This window comes from Micromonospora sp. NPDC126480, assembly GCF_040302465.1.
In the GTDB taxonomy this organism is placed as follows: domain Bacteria; phylum Actinomycetota; class Actinomycetes; order Mycobacteriales; family Micromonosporaceae; genus Micromonospora.
In genome coordinates, this window is record NZ_JBEORU010000012.1 from 85,216 (window position 1) to 106,695 (window position 21,480).

A 21,480-nucleotide genomic window follows, 5' to 3' on the forward strand; every position below is an offset into this window, starting at 1 on the left:
TCCGGGGGCGTCGGGGCAGGCCGAGGCCGCGGCTTGCCGCATCCCGAGTCGATCGAGAATCGCCTGACCGTTTTGCCGACGGGCGCCAGCCGGGATGACTGACGGTCATACCAGTGGGTAATCTGGCCGGCATGACTGCCAAGGTGACCCTGTCGTTCTCGGACGAGACGATCGAGGAGGCCCGGCGGTTCGCCAAGCGCGAGGGGCTCTCCCTGTCCGCGTGGATGGACCAGGCGGCCCGGGAGAAGGCCCTGCGCGAGGTCTTCTCCGCGCACGCCGACGCCGTCGGTCGGGCCGGCCTCGACCTGGAGTCCGCCGCCCTCGCCGACGCCCGCGAGGTGGGCATGGTCGACGACCTGCTCTTCGGCGGTCGCCCGCGTGCTGCGTAGGGGTGAGGTCTGGCGCATCTCGGGCGCCCGCGAGCGGTTGGGGCTGGTGATCAGCTCCGATGTCTACAACTCCACGGCGGTGCCCATCGTGATCGTCGCGGAGGTGGTCGAGGCGACGTTGCTGCGCGACTCGCCCCTCGCGGTGCCGATGGGTGATCGGGTGGTGATGCCGGACCGGCTCTCCTCCCCGATGAAGAAGTGGTTCACCGAGTGCGTGGACATCGCCGACACGGAGACCATGCACCGGGTGGGCCGGGCGCTGCGGATCCTCCAGCAACTCTGAGCGGCTTCTTCTCACCGGCCGTCCGGTGGCCCGGTGCGATCACCGTTGCCTGCCCGAATTCGTCGACGAACGCTCCGGTAACGGCGGGTGCCTAACTTCTCGGCCGTGGTCGCTCGACACCCGCCGGCCGGGGGGCGTGCGATCACGACCCCCGCCCGGCCCGGAAGGAGCGCCCGATGACCACGACGACCGTCCCAGGCAGAACCACCGAGGAGATCGACCTGCAACGCCGGCCCGGCCGGTGGATCGGGCACTGGGCCCCGGAGGACGCCGGGTTCTGGGGGGCCGTCGGCCGCCGGATCGCCCGGCGCAACCTCATCTGGTCGATCTTCGCCGAGCACATCGGCTTCTCGGTGTGGCTGCTCTGGAGCATCGTCGTCGTCCGGCTGGACGACGTCGGGTGGCAGTTGACCACCAGCCAGGCGCTGTGGCTGACCGCGGTGCCCAGTGGCGTCGGCGCCCTGCTGCGGCTGCCGTACACCTTCGCCGTCCCGGTCTTCGGCGGGCGGAACTGGACGGTCGTCTCCGCCCTGCTGCTGATCGTCCCGTGCGCGGGGCTGGCCTGGGCGGTGCAGCACCCGGAGATCGGGTTCGTGCCGTTGCTGCTGATCGCCGCCACGGCCGGTCTCGGCGGCGGCAACTTCGCCTCCAGCATGGCGAACATCTCGTTCTTCTACCCGGAGCGGGAGAAGGGCTGGGCGCTCGGCCTGAACGCGGCCGGCGGCAACATCGGTGTCGCCGTGGTGCAGTTCCTGGTGCCCCAGGTGATCGTGCTGGGCGCCGGCCTGGCGCTGGCCCGCGCCGGCTTGATGTACATCCCGCTCGCCGTCATCGCGGCGGTCTGCGCCTACCTGTTCATGGACAACCTGGCGGAGGCGAAGGCCGACGTGGGGCCGGTCTGGTCCTCGCTGCGGCACCGGGACACCTGGGTCATGTCGTTCCTGTACATCGGCACCTTCGGCTCGTTCATCGGCTACTCGGCGGCCTTCCCGACCCTCCTCAACGGGGTCTTCGGTCGACCCGACATCGCGTTGTCCTGGGCGTTCCTCGGCGCGGCGGTGGGCTCGGTCTGCCGGCCGTTCGGCGGCCGCCTCTCCGACGCGATCGGCGGCGCCCGGGTCACCGTCGCCAGCTTCGTGCTGATGGCCGGCGGGGCGTACCTGGCCCTGTGGTCGGTGCAGGAGCGCCGTCTCGGCGTCTTCTTCCTGGCGTTCATGCTGCTGTTCGTCGCGACCGGCATCGGCAACGGCTCGACGTACCGGATGATCTCCCGGATCTTCCAGGTCAAGGGGGAGGACCTCGGCGGCTCGCCGGAGATCATGCTGCTGATGCGCCGCCAGGCCGCCGGTGCGCTGGGTGTCATCTCGTCGGTCGGCGCCTTCGGCGGCTTCCTCGTCCCGATCTGCTACGCCTGGGCGAAGTCGACCTACGGCGACATCCAGCCCGCGCTGCGGTTCTACGTCGGGTTCTTCCTGGTGATGATCGTGGTGACCTGGGCCGCGTACCTGCGGCCGGGAGCGCGGATGGCCCGGGCCCGGGTGTGAGCCGGGCCACGTGACGGGGTCCGGCGCGCTGGCCGGACCCCGTTTTGACCGCCCGGCGCGGCGTTGGGTATCGTTACCTGCTGTTGTGCGACATCTAGTGGCGTGCCGCCTGAGGTACGCTTGGTCGTTCGTGCGCGCTGGTTCGGCCTGGACACCATGGTCACCCGGCGCGAGACCCCAGACCGACGACGAGACAAGGTAGACCTGTGCGTACGTACAGCCCGAAGCCGGGTGAGATCGAGCGTCAGTGGCACGTCATCGACGCCTCTGATGTCGTGCTGGGCCGCCTGGCCACCCACGCCGCCACGCTGTTGCGCGGCAAGCACAAGCCGACTTTCGCGCCGCACGTCGACACGGGCGACTTCGTCGTCATCGTGAACGCGGGCAAGGTCGCGCTGACCGGCAACAAGCGGCAGCAGAAGATCGCCTACCGCCACTCCGGCTACCCCGGTGGTCTGAAGCAGGTCGGGTACGACGAGCTGCTGACCAAGCGTCCCGAGCGGGCCATCGAGCTGGCCGTCAAGGGGATGCTCCCGCACAACAAGCTCGGCCGTAAGCTCATCAAGAAGCTGAAGGTCTACGCCGGTGCCGAGCACCCGCACGGCGCGCAGCAGCCGGTGCCGTTCGAGATCAAGCAGATCGCGCAGTGAGCGCGGGCGAGGAAAGCAGCATGACCGACATCACCGCCACCGAGGTCGCCCCCGAGGCCACCGAGGCGCCGGCGCCCGTCGCCCGCGCGCCCCGTGGTGACCGGCCGATCCAGACCGTCGGCCGCCGCAAGGAGGCCATCGTCCGGGTCCGCATCGTCCCGGGCACCGGCAAGATCACCTGCAACGGCCGGGACCTCGAGGCCTACTTCCCGAGCAAGGTGCACCAGCAGCTCATCAAGGACCCGCTGGTCACCGCCGAGAAGCCCGAGGCCTTCGACGTGATCGCCAACCTGCGCGGTGGCGGCACCACCGGTCAGGCCGGCGCGCTCCGCCTGGCCATCGCCCGGGCGCTGATCGTCAGCGAGCCGGACGACCGCCCGGCCCTGAAGAAGGCCGGCTTCCTCACCCGTGACGCGCGGGTCAAGGAGAGCAAGAAGTACGGCCTCAAGAAGGCCCGCAAGGCTCCCCAGTACTCGAAGCGCTGACCCTCAGCTGCACGTTGTACTTCTGACGGACGGCCGGGCCGCCTCCCCGCGACGGGAGGTGGTCCGGCCGTTCCGCTTCCCACCATCGGCAGTTCCATCGGAGGTTGGCGTATGGGCCGGTTGTTCGGCACTGACGGCGTACGCGGGCGGGCGAACGCGGATCTCACGCCCGAGTTGGCCCTCGCGGTGGCGGTGGCCGCCGCGCACACCCTGGCCGAGTCGGACCGGAGCCACCCCCCACTCGCCGTCGTCGGCCGGGACACCCGGGCCAGCGGCGAGATGCTGGAGGCCGCCGTGGTCGCCGGGCTCACCAGCGCCGGGGCGAACGTCGTCCGGGTCGGCGTGCTGCCGACCCCGGCGGTGGCGTTCCTCACCGCGGAGGCCAAGGCCGACCTGGGTGTGATGCTCTCCGCGTCGCACAACCCGATGCCGGACAACGGCATCAAGCTCTTCGCCGCCGGCGGGCACAAGCTGCCGGACGAGATCGAGATGAAGATCGAGGCGGCCGTCGAGGCGAACGCCACCACCGCCTGGAAGCGCCCGGTCGGCGCCGGTGTGGGCCGGGTCCACGACCTGCTCGACGGAGCGGACCACTACGTGCAGCACCTGGTCGGTACGGTCCCGCACCGGCTCGACGGGATCAAGGTCGTGGTGGACTGCGCCAACGGTGCGGCCGCCGAGGTGGCGCCCGCGGCGTACCGGGAGGCCGGCGCCGAGGTAATCGCGATCCACGCCGAGCCGGACGGGCTCAACATCAACGACGAGTGCGGCTCGAACCACATCGAGGCGCTGCGGCAGGCGGTCGTCGAGCACGGCGCGCACCTGGGCATCGCCCATGACGGGGACGCCGACCGGTGCGTCGCGGTGACCGCCGACGGCGACGAGGTCGACGGCGACCAGGTGATGGCGATCCTCGCGCTGGCCATGCGGGAGGCCGGCACCCTCACCGGCGACACGCTTGTCGCCACGGTGATGAGCAACCTCGGCCTGCGCCTGGCCATGTCCCGGGAGGGCATCCGGCTGGTCGAGACCAAGGTCGGCGACCGGTACGTGCTGGAGGAGCTGCGCTCCTCCGGCCTGGCGCTGGGCGGCGAGCAGAGCGGGCACATCGTGATGCCCGCGTACGCGACGACCGGCGACGGCGTGCTGACCGGCCTGCACCTGATGTCGCGGATGGCGGCCACCGGGAAGTCCCTGGCCGACCTGGCCGGTGTGGTCACCCGGCTGCCCCAGGTCCTGATCAACGTGCCGGTCGGTGACCGTACGGTCGGCGCCGCGGCGCCCGCCGTGCGCTCCGAGGTCGAGCGGGCCGAGGCGGAGCTGGGCGAGACCGGTCGTGTGCTGCTGCGCCCGTCGGGTACCGAGCCGCTGGTCCGGGTCATGGTCGAGGCCGCCACGGAGGCGGCCGCCCGGTCGGTGGCCGAGCGGATCGCCGAGCAGGTCCGCACGGCCAGCCCGGTCGTCTGACGCCGTCACGTCGGCCCGGGTGCGCGGCGGGCCCGGTGCTGCTGGCGCCCGCCCCGTGCCTGGACGACCGGCCCGCCTCGTCAGCCGGTCCGGACGTGGTGCAGGAAGCGGCCGGCCAGGTCGATGACCTGGCCGGCGTCCAGCTCCAGCGCCGGGCCGGCCACGGTGACCTCCGCCAGTGCCAGCCCGGGTACCTCGGTGTCCCGCCACTGGCCCACGAACCACGCCTTCTCCTCCTCGGCCAGGGCCAGGGCGGCGTCGTTGAGCGCGTCGGCCGCATGCGGCAGCCAGAGCCGGAACTGGTGGGTGTGCGGTGGGGCGGGGAAGACCCGGGCGCCGGGCAGGGTGGCCAGCGCCTCGGCGACCAGCCGGGCGTGGGCGACGTAGCCGGGCAGGCGCGGCAGTTCCTGCTCGAGCCCGTGCCGCGCGGCCAGCGCCGCGGGCCACTGCTGGAAGAGGTTGCCGCCGTAGCGGTGTCGCCAGGCCCGCGCGTACCGGGCCAGCTCCGGGTCGCCGGCCAGCACCGCTCCCGAGGTGCCGCCGAGTGACTTGTAGAGCGAGACGTAGACGCTGTCGACCAGGGCGGTGACCGCCGAGGCCGGCCGACCCAGGTACACCGTGGACTCCCACAGGCGGGCGCCGTCGACGTGCACCCGGGCACCGCGCTCCCGCGCGGCGGCGACGACCGCTGTCAGCTCCGCCCAGGTGGGCAGGACGAACCCGGCGTCGCGCAGCGGCAGCTCGAGCAGCAGCGTGCCGAACGGCTCGGCGAGGTCGGCGACCTCCCCGGCGGTGGGGCACCGGGTGCCGTCCGGGGTGCGGGCCGCGCGCAGGCCGGTGAGGACCGCGTACGCGTCCCGCTCGTGCACGAGCGGGTGGCTGAGCGGGTGCAGCGCGACCACGTCGCGGCCGGTCAGCTCGGCGGCGTGGCGGAGCGCGACCTGCTGGGCCATGGTGCCGGTGGGGAACAGGACGGCGGCGTCGCTGCCGAGCAGGTCGGCGACCCGCTGCTCGACGGCCTCGACGACGCCGCCCTCGCCGTACACGTCGGGCAGCCCGTCGTCCGGCAGCGCGGCCCGCATCGCCGCCAGCCGCTCACCCACTGTCGACGGACGCGTGCCGGACAGGATCACGTCGCAGCCCCGCAGGGCGGTGAGCCGACGGGCCCGGTCGTCCGCCGCGCCGGTCACCGCCGCACTCCCAGGACGCGCAGCCGGGTGACCGCCTCGGTCAGCACCTGCGGGCGCTTGCAGAAGGCGAACCGGACCAGCCGCCGGCCGGCCTCCGGGTCGTCGTAGAAGACCTGCGTCGGTACCGCCACCACGCCGCAGCGCTCCGGCAGCGACCGGCAGAACTCCACCCCGTCCCGGCCGCCGAGCGGGGTGACGTCGGCGGTGACGAAGTACGTGCCCTCCGGCGTGAGCACCTCGAACCCGGCGTCGGCGAGGCCGGCGACCAGTTGGTCCCGGCGGGCCTGCATCCCGTCGCGGAACGCGGTGAAGTAGTCGTCGCCGAGGCCCAGCGCCACCGCGACGGCGGGCTGCAGCGGAGCGGCGCCCGCGAACGTCAGGAACTGCTTGACCCGCAGTACGGCGGAGACCAGGGGCGCCGGTCCGCTCGCCCAGCCGACTTTCCAGCCGGTGCAGGAGAACGTCTTGCCCGCCGAGGAGATCCGTAGCGTCCGCTCCCGCATCCCGGGCAGCGTCGCCAGCGGCACGTGACCGGTCGCGGCGTCCGTGAACACCAGGTGCTCGTACACCTCGTCGGTGACCGCGTACACGTCGTGCTCCTGGCACAGCTCGGCGATCAGGGCCAGCTCGTCCGGGGTGAACACCTTCCCGGTCGGGTTGTGCGGGCTGTTGAGCAGCACCAGCCGGGTACGCGGCCCGAACGCGGCGCGCAGCGCGTCACCGTCGAAGGCGTACCGGCCGTCGGCGCCCGGCCGGAGCGTGACCGGTCGGCGGACCGCGCCGGCGAGCGCGATCGAGGCGGCGTACGAGTCGTAGTACGGCTCGAAGCAGATCACCTCGTCGCCCGGCTCGCAGAGAGCGAGGATCGCCGCGGCGATCGCCTCGGTCGCGCCGGCGGTCACCACGATCTCGCCGTCCGGGTCGTACGCCAGGCCCCAGAACCGGCTCTGGTGCGCGGCGACGGCGGCGCGTAGCGCGGGGATGCCCGGGCCGGGCGGGTACTGGTTCTGCCCGCTGCGCAGCGCCTCGGCCGCGGCGGCCAGCATCTCCGGCGGGCCGTCGGTGTCCGGAAAGCCCTGGCCCAGGTTGACGGCCCCGGTGCGGACGGCCAGGGCGGACATCTCGGCGAAGATCGTCGTCCCGAACGGGCGCATCCGGGCCACCAGGGGATCGACGTGGGCGGTCGTCACGCCCGTCAGCCTACGGACTGTCCGTGCCGGTTCAACCGGGCGCGGTCCTCGACGGCGGTTCGTCACTCAGCGTCATGGGACGTTCCGTTCGCTCAAAGTTGCTGATCGTTTACCGGTATTCCGAGCACGCGCGATGAGCGAAACTGGGTTAGGCTGCCACCCATGTGTGGAATCGTGGGTTACGCCGGCGCGCGCCCGGCGCTCGGCATCGTTCTCGACGGGTTGCGGCGGCTGGAGTACCGCGGCTACGACTCGGCCGGCGTCGCCGTCGTCTGCGACGACGAGCTGCTGACCGAGAAGAAGGCCGGCAAGCTGGCCAACCTGGAGAAGGTGCTCTCCGAACGCGCCGCCGACGACCCGGAGTCCTGCGCCGCCAGCCCGATCGGCATCGGCGACGGCACCACCGGCATCGGCCACACCCGCTGGGCCACCCACGGCGGTCCCACCGACCGCAACGCCCACCCGCACCTCTCCCCGGACGGGCGCGTCGCCGTGATCCACAACGGCATCATCGAGAACTTCGCGAAGCTGCGCACCGAGCTGGAGGCCGACGGCGTCCTCTTCGCCAGCGACACCGACACCGAGTGCGCCGCGCACCTGCTCGCCGCCGCCCTGGCCGACCTGCGCGCCGCCGGCCACCCGGACGGCCCGCACCTGCTCGCCGCCGGGATGCGCGTCGTCTGCCAGCGCCTGGAGGGCGCCTTCACCCTGCTCGCCGTCGACGCCGGCATCCCCGGCGCGGTCGTCGGCGCGCGGCGCAACTCGCCCCTGGTCGTCGGCCGGGGTGACGGCGAGAACTACCTCGCCAGTGACGTCGCCGCCTTCATCGAGCACACCCGGGACGCGATCGAGCTGGGTCAGGACCAGATCGTCCTGATCACCGGCGACACCATCGAGATCACCGACTTCGCCGGCCAGCCCGCCACCGGCAAGGACTTCCACATCGACTGGGACTCCTCGGCCGCCGAGAAGGGCGGCTACGACTGGTTCATGCTCAAGGAGATCGAGGAGCAGCCGCAGGCCATCGCGGACACGCTGCTCGGCCGGCTCACCGAGTCCGGCGAGATCATGCTCGACGAGGTCCGTCTCAGCGACCAGGACCTGCGCGACGTCGACAAGATCTTCATCGTGGCCTGCGGCACGTCCTACCACGCCGGCCTGGTCGCCAAGTACGCCATCGAGCACTGGACCCGGATCCCCTGCGAGGTGGAGCTGGCCAGCGAGTTCCGCTACCGGGACCCGGTGCTCGACCGGTCCACCCTGATCGTGGTGATCTCGCAGTCCGGCGAGACCATGGACACGCTTATGGCGCTGCGCCACGCCAAGGAGCAGAAGGCCCGCGTGCTGGCCATCTGCAACACCAACGGCTCGACCATCCCGCGCGAGTCCGACGCGGTGCTGTACACGCACGGCGGCCCGGAGATCGCGGTCGCGTCCACCAAGGCGTTCCTCACCCAGGTCGTCGCGTGCTACCTGATCGGGCTGCACCTGGCCCAGGTGCGCGGGATCAAGTTCGCCGACGAGGTCGGCGCCGTGGTGGCCCAGCTCCAGGAGATGCCCGGCAAGCTGCGCGAGCTGCTGGACCGGATCGAGCCGGTCCGCGAGCTGGGCCGTGAGCTGAAGTCCGAGCCGACCGTGCTGTTCATCGGCCGGCACGTGGGTTACCCGGTGGCGCTCGAAGGCGCGCTGAAGCTCAAGGAGCTCGCGTACATGCACGCCGAGGGCTTCGCCGCCGGTGAGCTGAAGCACGGCCCGATCTCGCTCATCGACAAGGGCACGCCGGTGATCTGCATCGTGCCGTCGCCGGTGGGCCGCGGCATGCTGCACGACAAGGTCGTCTCCAACATCCAGGAGGTCCGCGCGCGCGGCGCCCGGACCATCGTCATCGCCGAGGAGGGGGACGAGGCGGTCGTCCGGTACGCCGACCACCTCATCTACGTCCCGCGTACGCCGACGTTGCTCGCGCCGCTGGTCACCACGGTGCCGCTGCAGGTCCTCGCCGCGGAGATCGCCGCCGCCCGGGGCCTTGACGTCGACCAGCCCCGCAACCTGGCGAAGTCCGTCACGGTCGAGTGAACCGGGCCGGTGCCCGCCGGACCGTCTCCCGGTCCGGCGGGTGCCGGTCTCAGCGCCCGAGGACGACGCGCGCCACGCCGTCCAGCGCCGGATTGTCCGGGTGCCAGTAGCCGGTGTGGCCGTACCGGCCGCTGGGGAACGTGTGGCCGCCGAATCCCGGGTCGGCCGGGTCCCGCCCGAACCACAGCTGCCGGTCCGGCCCGTCGAGCAGGGCCACCGCCGCGCCGAGCGGTGAGGCGGCCAGCAGCGGCCGCCGGAGCAGCTCCTCCGGGGAGCGGGCCAGCCGGATCACGTCGTCGGGCGCCGTGCTCGCCCACACCCCGCCCGGCGGCAGCCCCAGCTCGCGGGCGTGGTCCACGCCGACACCGGGGGAGCCGAGGAAGACCAGCGCGTCGGCGGCCAGCCCGTGGTCGCGGGCGGTGGCGCCCACGACCAGCGACCCGTAGCTGTGCCCGAGCACGGTCCGCCGCGCGTCCGGACCGTCATGGGTGACGCTGAGCCCCTCCTGGAACCGGTGCAGCGCCCGCCCCGCGTCGCCCGCCTGCCCCGGCCACGCGGCCTCGTGCAGGAAGTCCGGGGCGTCGTAGTCCAGCCAGAGCACCGCGGCGGCCTCCTCCTCCGGGGCGCGGCTCGCGCACCGCGACAGCACCCGGGCCGCCCGGTCCAGCTCCCCGGACACGTCGTCCAGGCCCGCGGTCATGCCCGGCACGTACGTCAGCACGGGTCCGCTGCGGTCCGGGTTGCCGAGCGCCACCACGGCCCGGCCCTCGCCCTGCGTGGCGAGCCCCAGCAGGTACGCCCGCGGGCCCTCGGGCGCGGCCAGGCGGGCGGTCACCGCGTCCAGCCCGGCGAGCGCCGCCTCGACCCGGCGCAACCCGACCAGCTCGACCGGCCCGGGCGGCACCCGCCCGAGCAGCCGGCGGCGCGCGCCCAGCAGCTCCTCCCGGTGCCGCCCGAGCAGCAGCCGGTTGGCCTGGTCCCGGGCCGCCACCGGCACCCCGTCGAGGCAGCCGATCCGCTCCGGCTCGTGCGCCACCAGCCACCGGCGCTGGGCCGGGGTCAGCGCCGCCCACCAGGACCGGACGGCCGCCGGGGTGGCACCGGGGCGGGGCCGCCCGGGCGGGGGCGCGGCGGCCCAACCGGCTCCGGCCGCGCCGGACAGCTCGGCGAGCCGCCCGGCCGCCTCCCGGTCGGCGGCCCGTGCCACGTCGAGTGCCGCACCGATCGCCGCGGCCACCTCGGCGGCCGCCCGCCCGGTGCCGGGCGTCGCCGGCCGGGCGGGGCCGGCGCTCACCCGCCCGCCACGGTCCACCTGCACGCCCGACCGGTCGGCAAGCGCGACCGCCGCGCTGAGCCGGGCCCTGGCCACGGCGAGCCGGCCGCCGAACTCGGCGAGCACCTGGTCCGCCTCGATCAGCCCCGGACGGCCGGCGAGCAGCTCCGTGCGCAGCCCGCCGAGGCGGGCGTCGGCGGTGCCGGCGGCCCGACCCGACCACGCCTCCCGCAGGCCGGCGGCACCCGTCGCCAGCTCGCCGCCCCGCCGCTGCACCAGGGCGGCCGTCCCGGACCAGGCCGTGCCGGCCAGCCGCCAGGCCCCGGGATCCGCCGCCCACAGCTCCCGGTAACCGATCCCGGACGGGGTGGGAGCGGTCACCGCGGCGCGCCGGTGAGCCGGGCGGCCGCCCGGTCGTCCACGGCGTCGTACGCGTCCGCCGCCGCGCGGACCGCCGCGCCGGTCACCGCCACCCGCGCCCCCAGCTCGCCGAGCCAGGCGTGCACCGCCCGTTCCAAGCCGGCCAGCGCCGCCCCGGCCGCCCACTCCGGGGCCGCCACCACCAGGCCGGACGACCCGGCCAACCCGTGCGCCAGCCGGTACGCGTCGTCGGCGAGCGCGACCGCGCCGCGGCGCAGCGCGTCCGGCCGGACGCTGAACATCTCCTCGATCATCTCCACCCCGTGGTGCCGTGGGCCTCGACCGGACGGAACGCTAGGCGCAGGCGGGGCCGCCGGGGGTGCCCTGTGGACGACCGGCCGCCGCCGGACCGGCGGGTTGTCCACAGCCGTTGCCCGGCCCGCCGCCGACCGCTAATGTGCGCCATCCCACGCCGGTAGGGTGAGCGCGTGATCGTCGCGGTCGGCATCGACGTGGTCCTGGTGGAGCGGTTCGCCCGCGCGCTGACCCGGACGCCGCTGCTCGCCGACCGGCTCTTCACCGAGGCCGAGCGGTACACCCGCTCCGGAAACCCCCGCTCGCCCGAGTCGCTCGCCGCCCGGTTCGCCGCCAAGGAGGCGGTGGCCAAGGCGCTCGGCGCGCCGGCCGGGTTGAGCTGGCACGACTGCGAGATCGTGCCGGATCCGGACGGGCGGCCCTGGCTGACCGTGTCCGGCACGGTCGCCGCGGCCGCGGCCGAGCGGGGCGTGAACCGCTGGCACCTCTCGCTGTCGCACGACGGCGGGATCGCGTCGGCGATGGTGGTCGCGGAACGCTGATCGGGTGGCGTGCCGGGCACGCCGGGGCACGGGGACGGGAGTGGCATGAGACCGGTGTGGCGAGTGGCGGACGTACGAGCCGCGGAGGCGGGCCTGATGGCGACGCTTCCGCCCGGAACGCTTATGCAGCGCGCCGCGGCCGGCCTGGCCCGCCGCTGCGCGCTCCTGCTGGACGAGCGTGGCGGCGTGTACGGCGCCCAGGTGCTGTTGCTCGTCGGCTCGGGGGACAACGGCGGCGACGCGCTCTTCGCCGGCGCGCGCCTGGCCCGGCGCGGGGCGGCCGTGTCGGCCGTGCTGCTGAGCCCGGGCCGGGCGCACGCCGAAGGGCTGGCGGCGTTCCGGGCCGCCGGCGGCCGGCTGGTCGAGCGCCCGCCCGCCCGGGTCGACCTCGTGCTCGACGGCATCGTGGGCATCGGCGGCAGCGGTGGGCTCCGGGAGACGGCCGACCAACTCGCGGCGAGCCTGGCGGGGCGCTGCGGCCGGGACGGCGACCGGGCGACCGTCGTCGCGGTGGACGTGCCCAGCGGGGTGGCCGTGGACACCGGGCACGTTCCGCTCTCCGCCTCCGGCCGGCCGACCGCCGTCCGCGCCGACGTCACGGTCACCTTCGGCGCGCTCAAGCCGGCGCTGGTGGTGGGTTCCGCGGCTCCGCTCGCCGGCCAGGTCGAGCTGGTCGACATCGGGCTGGAGCCGTGGCTGCGCGGGACCCCCGCGCTGCGGGTGACCGAGTGGTCGGACGTGGCGGACTGGTGGCCCCGGCTCGGCGCGGCATCGGAGAAGTACAGCCGGGGGGTGGTCGGCGTCGCTACCGGCTCGGCCACCTACCCGGGGGCCGCGGTGCTGTCGGTCGCCGGCGCGTTGGCCGGCCCGACCGGCATGGTCCGGTACGCCGGGGGCGCGCGCGCCGAGGTGCTGCACCACCACCCGTCGGTGATCGCCACCGACCGGGTCGCCGACGCCGGGCGGGTGCAGGCGTGGGTCTGCGGCTCCGGGCTCGGCACCGGTGACGGCGCGGCCGCCGAACTGCGGGCCGTGCTGGCGGCGCCGGTGCCGGCGGTGCTCGACGCGGACGCGCTGACCCTGCTGGTGGACGGCTCGCTCGCCGAGCAGCTCCGGCGGCGGGACGCCCCGATCGTGGTCACGCCGCACGACCGGGAGTTCACCCGGCTCTGCGGGGAGACGCCGGGCGCCGACCGGGTGGCCGCCACCCTGCGCCTCGCGGCCTGGATGAACGCGGTGGTGCTGCTCAAGGGCGACCGTACGGTGATCGGCACGCCGGACGGCCGGGCGTACGTCAACCCGACCGGCACCCCGGCGCTGGCCACCGGTGGCACGGGGGACGTGCTGGCCGGGCTGCTCGGCTCGCTGCTCGCGGCGGGCCTCGCCCCGGAACGGGCCGCCGCCGCGGCCGCGTACCTGCACGGGCTGGCCGGCCGGGAGGCGGCCCGGGGCGGCCCGGTGACCGCTTCCGACGTGGCGACCGCGCTGCGCCCGGTGCTGGCCCGCCTCCCCTGAGCGGTGCGCCGCCGGGTCCGGTGATCAGCTCAGTAGGCTGGGGGTATGTGGCAGGCCGAGGTGCGCGTCGACCTTGACGCGATCCGCGAGAACGTGAGCCGGCTGAGGTCCGGCACCACCGCCGAGCTGATGGCGGTGGTCAAGGGCGACGGGTACGGCCACGGGATGGTTCCGGCCGCCCGTGCCGCGCTGGACGGGGGCGCCGACTGGCTCGGCGTCTGCACCCTCGACGAGGCGCTCACGCTGCGCCGGGCGGGGATCACCGTGCCGGTGCTGGCCTGGCTGCTCGCACCGGGCCTGCCGCTGCACGAGGGTGTGACGGCCGGGGTCGACCTCGGCGCGGCCAGCCTGCCGCAGCTCGACGAGATGATCGAGGCGGGCCGGGCGGCCGGGCGGCCGGCCCGGCTGCACCTCAAGATCGACACGGGCCTGTCCCGGGGCGGTGCGACCGTCGCCGACTGGCCGGCCCTGCTCGACGCCGCGGCCAAGGCACAGGCCGACGGTTTGGTCGAGGTGGTCGGGGTGTGGAGTCATTTCGCGTACGCCGACTCGCCCGGCCACCCGACCATCGACCGCCAGCTCGCCGTCTTCCATGAGGGGCTGGGCATGGTGGAGAAGGCGGGACTGCGCCCGCGGCACCGCCACCTGGCCAACTCGGCGGCCACGCTGACCCGGCCGGACGCTCACTTCGACCTGGTCCGACCTGGGCTCGCCGTCTACGGTCTCTCCCCGGTGGCCGGCGAGAGCTACGGGTTGCGCCCGGCGATGACCGCCCGCGCCCGGGTCATGCTCACCAAGCGGGTGCCGGCGGGCGCCGGTGTCTCCTACGGTCACACGTACACCACCCAGCGGGAGAGCAACCTCGCGGTGGTCCCGCTCGGCTACGCCGACGGGGTTCCCCGGCACGCCTCCAACAGCGGTCCGGTGCAGCTCGGCGGCGTCCGGCGGACGATCTCCGGCCGGGTCTGCATGGACCAGTTCGTCATCGACTGCGGCGACGACCCGGTCGCCGCCGGCGACGTGGCCACCCTCTTCGGCAGCGGCCTGAACGGAGAGCCCACCGCGGACGACTGGGCCGAGGCGGTCGGCACGATCAACTACGAGATCGTCACCCGGTTCGGCAGCACCCGGGTGCCCCGCGTCTACGACGGCGAGCGCCCGTGACGTCGTCCCGCCCCCGGATCCCTCTGCCCCGCTCCGGCCCGGCCCGGGCCGCCGTCGGCGCGCTGGCCGCCGTCGGGGTCGCCGCCGCCGGTCTCGCCGCGGGCGTCGCGACCGAACGCGCGCTGGTCCGCCGCCTGAAGGCCGACCCGACCGACCGGTACGCGGCCGAGGCGTTCGGCGAACAGCGGTACGACGAGGCGCTGACCCTGGAGATGCCGGACGGCACCGACATCCACGTCGAGGTCGTCGAGCCGACCCGGCCGGTCGCGGCGAACCCGACGGTCGTGCTGGTGCACGGGTTCTGCCTGGACATGGGGACCTTCCACTTCCAGCGCAAGCTGCTCGCCGAGCGGGGCGAGCACCGAATTGTGGCGTACGACCAGCCCGGACACGGCCGCTCCGGCCGGCTGGAGACCGGCGAGTACGACCTGACCGCGCTCGGCCGCACGCTGCGCGCGGTGATCGACCGCACCGCACCGGAGGGCCCGCTGGTGCTGGTCGGCCACTCGATGGGCGGCATGACCATCATGGCGTTCGCGGAGCTGTTCCCCGAGTTGTTCGGGAACCGGGTGGTGGGCACCGTGCTGATGGCCACCTCGGGCGGCCTGCTGGCGGAGACCAAGCTGGTCGCGCCGGCCCTCCTGGGTCGGGTGGGCGCGCCGGTGCTCTACATGATGAGCAACGCCACCCGCTATGGCGGCACGGTGATCGACCGAGCGCGGAAGTCCACCACCAACGTCGCCTGGCTGCTCACCCGCAAGTACGGATTCGGCACCCGCCGCCCCAGCCCGGCTCTGGTGTCGTACGTGGAGGACATGAACTCGCGGACCTCCGCTGACACGGTGACCCGGTACCTGCGGACCCTCGCCACCCACTCGCGTTTTCCGGCGCTTGCCGCGCTCAGCGGCACGCCGGTGCTGGTGATCGTCGGCGACAAGGACATGATCACGCCGGTGACGCACTCGGAGGAGATCGTCCGCCGGCTGCCGCACGCCGAGTTCGTGCAGGTCCCGGACAGCGGGCACGTCGTGATGCTGGAGCACGCCGACGAGGTCAACGCCGCGCTCGTCCGGTTCCTGGAGGAGCTGTGAGGGTCACCCTGGCGACCGTCGAGGACACCCACGCGTTCGGCCGGCGGCTGGCCGGCGTGCTGCGCGCCGGGGACCTGTTGCTGCTGACGGGCCCGCTGGGGGCCGGCAAGACGGCGCTGACCCAGGGCATCGGGGCGGGGCTCGGCGTCACCGGGGACGTCACCTCGCCCACGTTCGTCATCGCCCGCGTCCACCGGCCGGACCAGATCCTGGGCGGCCGGGTGGCGCTCGTGCACGCCGACGCGTACCGGCTCGGCGACGCGGCCGACCCGCGCGCCGAGATCGACGACCTGGACCTGGACGCGTCGGTGGACGAGTCGGTGACCGTGGTCGAGTGGGGGGAGGGGCTGGTCGAGCAGCTGGTCGACGCGCACCTGCGGATCCGCATCGACCGCCGGGACGACGACACCCGGGTGGTCGACCTGGAGCCGGTCGGCGGCGACTGGGCGACCCGGCTGGCCGCGCTGGGCTGACGCGGGATCTGTCGGACCGGCGGCCTAGAGTGCGCGGGACCGACCCGACCGGAAAGGCGGCCCATGCCCGACGACGTTCCCACCCTGGACCTGCTGGCGCTGCTGCCGGAGGAGTGGCGTGGCGTGCTCACCCCGCACCTCGACCCGGCCCGCACCGCCGCGCTCGCCCGTTTCGTCGCCCGGGAGTACGCCACGCAGACCGTCTTCCCGCCGATCGAGGATCTCTTCTCGGCCTACCGGCTCTGCGCGCCCGCGGACTGCCGGGTGCTCATCCTCGGGCAGGATCCGTACCACCGGGTGGGGCAGGCGCACGGGCTGAGCTTCAGCGTCCGGGACGGGGTGGCGGTGCCGCCGTCGCTGCGCAACGTCTTCAAGGAGCTGGGTGAGGATCTGGGCGTGCCGAAGCCGGCGGGCGGCAACCTCAGCGGCTGGGCCGCGCAGGGTGTGCTGCTGCTCAACGCGGTGCTGACCGTCCGCCAGGCCAGCCCGGGCTCGCACGCCAACTCCGGCTGGGAGGAGTTCACCGACGCCACGATCCGTGCGCTGGACGCGCTGGACAGCCGCGTGGTCTTCCTGCTCTGGGGCGGGTACGCGCGCAAGAAGGCCGCCCTGGTGACCAACCCACGCCACGTGGTGCTGGAGGCCGGTCATCCCAGCCCGATGAACCCGCGCGGTTTCCTCGGCAGCCGCCCGTTCAGCGCGGCCAACAAGGCCCTCGCCGACGCCGGCCTGCCGATGATCGACTGGGAGCGCACGGCTCACTGACGGGCACCGGCCCGGGCACGCCACCGGGTCAGCAGCGCGGCGGTCCGCGGATCGGTCAGCTCCACCTGCGCCAGGGGCACCACCCGGTAGCTCCGGTCGCCGTGCCGCACCTCGACGGCCTCCGGCAGTTCGTCGCACATGTGGGCCCGGATCTCGCCGTACCGGGTACGCCAACGGTGCTCCCCGGGCTCCTCCGGTTCCAACCGCAGCCCGCCGTAGTCACCCCAGCGCTCGTTCCACCGCTGCCCGTAGGCGGCCTCGAGCCAGTCGGTGAACCGGGTCGAGTCGCGCCAGCGGACGGCGATCTCGACGGCGTCCGTGGGCACCGGAGCGCCCTGGAGCAGCGCGGCGGTGCCGCCGGTCAGCAGGTGCGGCAGGTCGCCGAGCCGTTGCTGGATCCGGTCCAGCGGCAGGTCGAGCAGCCGGTCGGCCAGCGGCCGCGCGGCGAGGTCGTCGAGCTGGGCGTCCAGGTGGGCGTCGAGCCGCTCCACCGAGACGCACAGCTGGAGACCAAGCGCGGCGAACACCCGCTCGACGAGCGGGATGCTCGGCACCCGGTGGCCGCGCTCGATGCGGGCGACGGCGCCCTGACTGATGCCGGCCAGCTCGGCGAGGGCGGTCTGGGTCAGGAGCCGGGTGGTCCGTTCCCGGCGGAGCGTCGCGGCGATCTGCTGGGCGAGACGACTCTCGGTCACCGGCCGAGGATGGCAACTCGGCGAAGAGCGGTATGCCGCTCAGTCATATTCATGCCTGTCAGGAATATGGCTCATCGGCGAGTATGCCTCCGGCGCGCGACACGCCGGGCCGGCGCGGCTCGGCCGCCTCGGCGCGACAGGTCGGGCGGGGGCGGGGCGTGACGGCGGGTGACGGGTGGGCGGCTACGCTGGTTCACCGTGCTCGTACTCGTGGTGGACAGCTCCACGCCCGCGGTGACCGCCGCGCTGGTGGAGGTCTCGGCGGCCGGCGTCGAGCCCCGGGCGCACCGCAGCACCGTCGACGCCCGCGCCCACGGGGAACTGCTCGCGCCGCAGGTGGACGCGGTCCTCGCCGACGCGGACGCCCGCCCGGCCGACCTCGCGGCGATCGTCGCGGGTCTCGGCCCCGGCCCGTTCACCGGGCTGCGGGTCGGGCTGGTCACCGCCGCCACGATGGGGCAGGTGCTCGGCGTCCCCACGTACGGTGTCTGCTCGCTGGACGGGATCGGCCACCCGGCGGCCGCCGGCGAACCGGTGCTGGCCGCGAGCGACGCGCGACGCCGGGAGATCTACTGGGCGGTCTACGACGGCGCCGGCCAGCGGATCGTCGGGCCCGAGGTGTCGGCCCCGGCGGTCGCCGCCGAGCGCGCCCGCGACCTCGCGGTCACCGTCGCGGTCGGCGACGGCGCGCACCGGTACGCGCAGACGCTGGCCCTGCCGGTCCGGGACGAGCCCCGCTACCCGGAGGCGGCGGTCCTGGCGACGCTTGCGGCGGAGCGGATCCGGGCCGGGGCCGCGAGCGAGCCGCTCACCCCGCTCTACCTGCGGCGGCCCGATGCCGTCGCGGCGACGGCCCGCAAGCCGGTCCTACCGTGAACGGAGTACGGCTGGAGCGGTTCCGCTGGTGGCACATCGACGAGGTGCTGCCGCTCGAGGCGGACCTGTTCGGCGCCGAGCGGTGGTCCGCCGCGATGTTCTGGAACGAACTGGCCAACGGGCACCACTACCTCGTCGCGACCGACGGCGACGGGAGCCTGCTCGGCTACGCGGGGCTCCTGGCCGCGCCGCCGGAGGAGGCGTGGGTGCAGAACATCGCCGTCCGCCGGGACGCGCAGCGGCGGGGCGTCGGGCGACTGCTCCTGGAGGCCCTGCTGGCCGAGGCGGCGCGGCTGCGCGTCCGGAGCACCCTGCTCGAGGTGGCCGCGGACAACGCCCCGGCGCAGAAGCTCTACGCGGCGTACGGCTTCGAGGTGATCGGTGTGCGGCGCGGCTACTACCAGCCGCGCAACGTCGACGCGCTGGTCATGCAGCGGTACGAGGAGTTGGGTGATGGCTGACGAACCCCTGGTACTCGGGATCGAGACCTCCTGTGACGAGACCGGGGTGGGCATCGTACGCGGTCACACGCTGCTCGCCGACGCGCTGGCCAGCAGCGTCGAGCAGCACGCCCGGTTCGGCGGCGTGGTGCCCGAGGTGGCCAGCCGCGCCCACCTGGAGGCGATCGTGCCCACGATGGACCGGGCGCTGACGGAGGCGGGCGTGACGCTCGCCGACGTCGACGCCATCGCGGTCACCTCCGGCCCCGGACTGGCCGGTGCGCTGCTTGTCGGTGTCGCCGCCGCCAAGGGGTACGCGCTCGCCGCCGAGAAGCCGGTGTACGGCGTCAACCACCTCGCCGCCCACGTCGCGGTGGACACCCTGGAGCACGGGCCGCTGCCCGAACCGGCGGTCGCCCTGCTGGTGTCCGGCGGGCACTCGTCGCTGCTGCTGGTCGACGACCTGGCCCGGGGTGTCACCCCACTCGGCGCCACGATCGACGACGCGGCGGGCGAGGCGTTCGACAAGGTGGCCCGGCTGCTGGGCCTGCCCTTCCCCGGCGGCCCGTACATCGACCGCGAGGCCCGGGCGGGCGACCCGGGGGCCATCGGGTTCCCGCGCGGGCTGACCGCCCCCAAGGACCTGGCCGCGCACCGCTACGACTTCTCCTTCTCCGGCCTGAAGACGGCGGTGGCCCGCTGGGTGGAGGCGCGGCAGCGGGCCGGCGAGACGGTCCCGGTGGCGGACGTCGCCGCGTCCTTCCAGGAGGCGGTCTGCGACGTGCTGGTCGCGAAGGCGCTGGACGCCTGCCGGACGAACGGGGTGGAGACGCTGGTGATCGGCGGGGGCGTGGCGGCCAACTCGCGGCTGCGGGCGATGGCCGTAGAGCGCGCCGCGAAGCACGGGATCCGGGTGCGGATGCCGCGACCGAAGTTGTGCACCGACAACGGGGCGATGGTCGCGGCGCTCGGCTCGCACCTGGTCGCCTCGGGTGTCGCGCCGAGCCGGCTGGACCTGCCCGCCGACTCCGCGATGCCGCTCACCACGGTCAGCGTGTCGGGGGAGGAGGCGGCGTGATCGTCCGGATGTGGGAGGTGCGGGCCGAGCCGTACGGGGTGGCCGACCTGATCACCTGGGTGTGCGACACCGCGCTGCCCGAGTTCGACCACGACCCGCTGCACCTGTCCAGCGAGGTCTTCTCCTCCACCGACCACCGGGTCGTGGTGATCTCCAAGTGGCGGGGCAACCCCCGACCCCTGCCCGACCCGCCGGTGACCCTTGTCGCCCGCCCGCCGCACTCCTGGGACTTCACCCAGGTCGACCGCTGATCCGGGCTCACACCCGAAGCGTCGGCGCGGGGTTCGCCCGGTTGCGGAACGACCGGTCGGTGCCGATCTGGAACGACGGCACCCACTCGAGCCGGCCGTCCGCCTTGTGCACCACCGGCACCGAGCCGATCATCGAGTACGACTTGTCGCCGTCGACGATGTGCTCCCGGGCACCGACCCGGAAGACGTAGACGGTGTCGTTCTCGGTGATCTGCCGGTCGTCCAGGCAGTAGGTGCCCACCGGCCAGTCCGGCTCGGTGGCGCGACGGACGATCTCGCGGGCCTGCTCGTAGCTCACAGCCATGGCGGGTGATCCTATCCGGGCGGCCGGACGAACTCGGTGAGCCCTCCGGGCATCGGTATGTCGTCCAGGCGGAGGAAGGACGTGTTCTGCCCCTGGCCGAAGTAGTCGGCCACGTCCCGGCCGGCGTTCTGGCCGTCGATGAAGCGGACCTTGCCGCCCACGTTCTCCACATTGAACACGTGGGCGCCCTGACCGTTCTGCCACTCGATGTAGACGACACCACGGGAACCGGGGCCGTACCCGTCGAACGCCTTCTCGATGTCGGCCTGGCTGCCGTCGCTGAACCGTCGCCCCCACGTGTTCTCGACGTCGGCGAGGGGACGGCCCCGCCACGGGTGGAACTTGTCGGGCAGGGCGGTCGCCTCGACGTCGATGCCCCGGCGGCGCAACTCGTACGCCTGCACGCAGTGGGTGCAGTTGGCGGAGTAGTGCGGGGTGCTGGTGTCGAACTTCGGGTTGACCCGCCTCAGGTCGGCCGCGATCTGCTTCTCGACCTTGCGGGCGGCCCGCTTCGCGCCGGCCGTACGGACCAGCTTGAGCAGCTTCTTCGCCTGTTCGAGGATCTGCTTGAGCAGGGTCTGGACCTGCTTGACGATCTGTTTGACGAGGCGTTGGCAGACGATCCGGGTGGCGGCGATGAAGCCGGGCACGGTCGCGGTGGACGCGCCGAAGGTGGCCACGGCGGACGCGATCGCGATGGTGACCTGCACCAGCAGGATGATCAGCTGGACGATGAAGGCGATCTTCAGCGCGAGTGTCATCGCCGCGAAGATGATCAGCACCGTGCCGATGAGCTGGGCGGCGATGGCGTCTTCCAGCAACCGCGTACGTGGGCCGTCGTCCCGGTTCCACCACTGCTCGAAGGCGTCGACGGTGGCGCCGGCGTTGTGCCGGCGGACCGCGTCGGCGGCGCCGTTGGCGCGGTCGGCGGCGGCCTGCAGCCGGCCACCGAAGGCCAGCCACTGCTGGCCGGCGGCGAAGAGCAGCTCCTCGTCGGCCTGTGGCCACTCCAGGCCGATCCAGCTGAGCGGCTCGGTCAGCTCGGCGGGAAGTTCCAGACCCAT

General features: G+C 74.0%; 24 protein-coding genes. 17 read left to right on the top strand and 7 right to left on the bottom strand.

Features of this window, described 5'->3' with window-relative positions; translation table 11 throughout:
- Positions 1–131 precede the first annotated feature (131 nt).
- From ABTW87_RS13885 to glmM, 6 genes are all read left to right on the top strand, one after another.
- Positions 132–389, top strand: a complete 258-nt coding sequence (locus ABTW87_RS13885; protein ID WP_350651163.1) for a DUF6364 family protein — start codon at positions 132–134, stop codon at positions 387–389.
- Complete coding sequence (locus ABTW87_RS13890) at positions 379–672, top strand: type II toxin-antitoxin system PemK/MazF family toxin (RefSeq protein WP_350651164.1); 294 nt, start codon at positions 379–381, stop codon at positions 670–672. The genes ABTW87_RS13885 and ABTW87_RS13890 overlap by 11 nt, the downstream gene beginning before the upstream one ends.
- A gap of 176 nt (positions 673–848) precedes the next feature.
- Positions 849–2,216 (top strand): NarK family nitrate/nitrite MFS transporter, encoded by a 1,368-nt coding sequence (locus ABTW87_RS13895; RefSeq protein WP_350651165.1) that lies wholly within the window; start codon positions 849–851, stop codon positions 2,214–2,216.
- A 206-nt stretch (positions 2,217–2,422) separates the two neighbouring features.
- Positions 2,423–2,866 (top strand): 50S ribosomal protein L13, encoded by a 444-nt coding sequence (gene rplM, locus ABTW87_RS13900; RefSeq protein ID WP_018720634.1) that lies wholly within the window; start codon positions 2,423–2,425, stop codon positions 2,864–2,866.
- 20 nt (positions 2,867–2,886) lie between these two features.
- Positions 2,887–3,351, top strand: coding sequence for a 30S ribosomal protein S9 (rpsI, locus tag ABTW87_RS13905; protein WP_018784602.1), 465 nt, complete (start codon positions 2,887–2,889; stop codon positions 3,349–3,351).
- Between the two features lie 111 nt (positions 3,352–3,462).
- Positions 3,463–4,818 carry a phosphoglucosamine mutase gene (gene glmM, locus ABTW87_RS13910; protein ID WP_350651166.1) on the top strand — a complete coding sequence of 452 codons (1,356 nt, stop codon included), beginning with the start codon at positions 3,463–3,465 and terminating at the stop codon, positions 4,816–4,818.
- Between the two features lie 80 nt (positions 4,819–4,898).
- Here glmM and ABTW87_RS13915 read toward each other — a convergent pair whose 3' ends face one another.
- Together ABTW87_RS13915 and ABTW87_RS13920 are read right to left on the bottom strand one after the other, a co-directional pair.
- Positions 4,899–6,008 carry a threonine aldolase family protein gene (locus ABTW87_RS13915; RefSeq protein ID WP_350651167.1) on the bottom strand — a complete coding sequence of 370 codons (1,110 nt, stop codon included), beginning with the start codon at positions 6,006–6,008 and terminating at the stop codon, positions 4,899–4,901.
- A complete protein-coding gene (locus tag ABTW87_RS13920; protein WP_350651168.1) occupies positions 6,005–7,198 on the bottom strand; it encodes a pyridoxal phosphate-dependent aminotransferase in 1,194 nt (397 codons plus the stop codon). The genes ABTW87_RS13915 and ABTW87_RS13920 overlap by 4 nt, the downstream gene beginning before the upstream one ends.
- Positions 7,199–7,360: 162 nt before the next feature.
- Here ABTW87_RS13920 and glmS point away from each other — a divergent pair, with 162 nt between their 5' ends.
- Positions 7,361–9,274 (top strand): glutamine--fructose-6-phosphate transaminase (isomerizing), encoded by a 1,914-nt coding sequence (gene glmS / locus ABTW87_RS13925; RefSeq protein ID WP_350651169.1) that lies wholly within the window; start codon positions 7,361–7,363, stop codon positions 9,272–9,274.
- A gap of 49 nt (positions 9,275–9,323) precedes the next feature.
- On the opposite strand, the gene ABTW87_RS13930 is transcribed toward glmS, so the two are convergent.
- Positions 9,324–10,928 carry an alpha/beta hydrolase gene (locus tag ABTW87_RS13930; RefSeq protein WP_350651170.1) on the bottom strand — a complete coding sequence of 535 codons (1,605 nt, stop codon included), beginning with the start codon at positions 10,926–10,928 and terminating at the stop codon, positions 9,324–9,326.
- Positions 10,925–11,221, bottom strand: coding sequence for a hypothetical protein (locus ABTW87_RS13935; protein WP_350651171.1), 297 nt, complete (start codon positions 11,219–11,221; stop codon positions 10,925–10,927). Before ABTW87_RS13935 ends, ABTW87_RS13930 begins: the two co-directional genes overlap by 4 nt.
- Before the next feature lie 174 nt (positions 11,222–11,395).
- Here ABTW87_RS13935 and ABTW87_RS13940 point away from each other — a divergent pair, with 174 nt between their 5' ends.
- The 6 genes from ABTW87_RS13940 (at position 11,396) to ung (ending at position 16,772) form a co-directional block, all read left to right on the top strand.
- Positions 11,396–11,764: a holo-ACP synthase gene (locus ABTW87_RS13940; RefSeq protein ID WP_350651172.1), complete on the top strand. Its 369-nt coding sequence runs from the start codon at positions 11,396–11,398 to the stop codon at positions 11,762–11,764.
- A 45-nt stretch (positions 11,765–11,809) separates the two neighbouring features.
- Positions 11,810–13,279 carry an NAD(P)H-hydrate dehydratase gene (locus ABTW87_RS13945; RefSeq protein ID WP_350651173.1) on the top strand — a complete coding sequence of 490 codons (1,470 nt, stop codon included), beginning with the start codon at positions 11,810–11,812 and terminating at the stop codon, positions 13,277–13,279.
- Between the two features lie 45 nt (positions 13,280–13,324).
- Positions 13,325–14,443 (top strand): alanine racemase, encoded by a 1,119-nt coding sequence (alr, locus tag ABTW87_RS13950; protein WP_350651174.1) that lies wholly within the window; start codon positions 13,325–13,327, stop codon positions 14,441–14,443.
- Complete coding sequence (locus ABTW87_RS13955) at positions 14,440–15,534, top strand: alpha/beta fold hydrolase (protein ID WP_350651175.1); 1,095 nt, start codon at positions 14,440–14,442, stop codon at positions 15,532–15,534. Before alr ends, ABTW87_RS13955 begins: the two co-directional genes overlap by 4 nt.
- On the top strand, positions 15,531–16,007 hold the full coding sequence (tsaE, locus tag ABTW87_RS13960) for a tRNA (adenosine(37)-N6)-threonylcarbamoyltransferase complex ATPase subunit type 1 TsaE (protein WP_350651176.1): 477 nt from the start codon (positions 15,531–15,533) through the stop codon (positions 16,005–16,007). Before ABTW87_RS13955 ends, tsaE begins: the two co-directional genes overlap by 4 nt.
- Positions 16,008–16,070: 63 nt before the next feature.
- A complete protein-coding gene (ung, locus tag ABTW87_RS13965) occupies positions 16,071–16,772 on the top strand; it encodes a uracil-DNA glycosylase (RefSeq protein ID WP_350651177.1) in 702 nt (233 codons plus the stop codon).
- Here ung and ABTW87_RS13970 read toward each other — a convergent pair.
- Complete coding sequence (locus ABTW87_RS13970) at positions 16,766–17,467, bottom strand: helix-turn-helix domain-containing protein (protein WP_350651178.1); 702 nt, start codon at positions 17,465–17,467, stop codon at positions 16,766–16,768. The genes ung and ABTW87_RS13970 overlap by 7 nt on opposite strands.
- Positions 17,468–17,665: 198 nt before the next feature.
- On the opposite strand from ABTW87_RS13970, the gene tsaB reads away from it, so the two are divergent.
- The 4 genes from tsaB to ABTW87_RS13990 are packed head-to-tail and all read left to right on the top strand — an operon-like array spanning position 17,666 to position 20,112.
- Positions 17,666–18,343, top strand: a complete 678-nt coding sequence (tsaB, locus tag ABTW87_RS13975) for a tRNA (adenosine(37)-N6)-threonylcarbamoyltransferase complex dimerization subunit type 1 TsaB (RefSeq protein ID WP_350651179.1) — start codon at positions 17,666–17,668, stop codon at positions 18,341–18,343.
- Positions 18,340–18,804, top strand: coding sequence for a ribosomal protein S18-alanine N-acetyltransferase (gene rimI / locus ABTW87_RS13980; protein WP_350651180.1), 465 nt, complete (start codon positions 18,340–18,342; stop codon positions 18,802–18,804). The genes tsaB and rimI overlap by 4 nt, the downstream gene beginning before the upstream one ends.
- The gene (gene tsaD, locus ABTW87_RS13985) at positions 18,797–19,861 is read left to right on the top strand and encodes a tRNA (adenosine(37)-N6)-threonylcarbamoyltransferase complex transferase subunit TsaD (RefSeq protein WP_350651181.1); all 1,065 of its coding nucleotides are present in this window, start codon (positions 18,797–18,799) and stop codon (positions 19,859–19,861) included. Before rimI ends, tsaD begins: the two co-directional genes overlap by 8 nt.
- Positions 19,858–20,112 carry a hypothetical protein gene (locus ABTW87_RS13990; protein WP_350651182.1) on the top strand — a complete coding sequence of 85 codons (255 nt, stop codon included), beginning with the start codon at positions 19,858–19,860 and terminating at the stop codon, positions 20,110–20,112. Before tsaD ends, ABTW87_RS13990 begins: the two co-directional genes overlap by 4 nt.
- 7 nt (positions 20,113–20,119) lie before the next feature.
- Here the strand turns inward: ABTW87_RS13990 and ABTW87_RS13995 are convergent, their stop codons facing one another.
- Positions 20,120–20,416 (bottom strand): hypothetical protein, encoded by a 297-nt coding sequence (locus ABTW87_RS13995; RefSeq protein WP_350651183.1) that lies wholly within the window; start codon positions 20,414–20,416, stop codon positions 20,120–20,122.
- A gap of 11 nt (positions 20,417–20,427) precedes the next feature.
- On the bottom strand, positions 20,428–21,480 hold the full coding sequence (locus tag ABTW87_RS14000; protein ID WP_350651184.1) for a toxin glutamine deamidase domain-containing protein: 1,053 nt from the start codon (positions 21,478–21,480) through the stop codon (positions 20,428–20,430).

What these genes read in the sequence shown, in the direction of transcription:
- ABTW87_RS13945 (WP_350651173.1), top strand. Translation starts at nt 11,810, where the DNA reads ATGAGACCGGTGTGGCGAGTGGCGGACGTACGAGCCGCGGAGGCGGGC.
- ABTW87_RS14000 (WP_350651184.1), bottom strand. Translation starts at nt 21,480, where the DNA reads ATGGGTCTGGAACTTCCCGCCGAGCTGACCGAGCCGCTCAGCTGGATC.
- ABTW87_RS13885 (WP_350651163.1), top strand. Translation starts at nt 132, where the DNA reads ATGACTGCCAAGGTGACCCTGTCGTTCTCGGACGAGACGATCGAGGAG.
- rpsI (WP_018784602.1), top strand. Translation starts at nt 2,887, where the DNA reads ATGACCGACATCACCGCCACCGAGGTCGCCCCCGAGGCCACCGAGGCG.
- ABTW87_RS13995 (WP_350651183.1), bottom strand. Translation starts at nt 20,416, where the DNA reads ATGGCTGTGAGCTACGAGCAGGCCCGCGAGATCGTCCGTCGCGCCACC.
- ABTW87_RS13935 (WP_350651171.1), bottom strand. Translation starts at nt 11,221, where the DNA reads ATGATCGAGGAGATGTTCAGCGTCCGGCCGGACGCGCTGCGCCGCGGC.
- tsaD (WP_350651181.1), top strand. Translation starts at nt 18,797, where the DNA reads ATGGCTGACGAACCCCTGGTACTCGGGATCGAGACCTCCTGTGACGAG.
- glmS (WP_350651169.1), top strand. Translation starts at nt 7,361, where the DNA reads ATGTGTGGAATCGTGGGTTACGCCGGCGCGCGCCCGGCGCTCGGCATC.
- ABTW87_RS13895 (WP_350651165.1), top strand. Translation starts at nt 849, where the DNA reads ATGACCACGACGACCGTCCCAGGCAGAACCACCGAGGAGATCGACCTG.
- glmM (WP_350651166.1), top strand. Translation starts at nt 3,463, where the DNA reads ATGGGCCGGTTGTTCGGCACTGACGGCGTACGCGGGCGGGCGAACGCG.
- ung (WP_350651177.1), top strand. Translation starts at nt 16,071, where the DNA reads ATGCCCGACGACGTTCCCACCCTGGACCTGCTGGCGCTGCTGCCGGAG.
- alr (WP_350651174.1), top strand. Translation starts at nt 13,325, where the DNA reads ATGTGGCAGGCCGAGGTGCGCGTCGACCTTGACGCGATCCGCGAGAAC.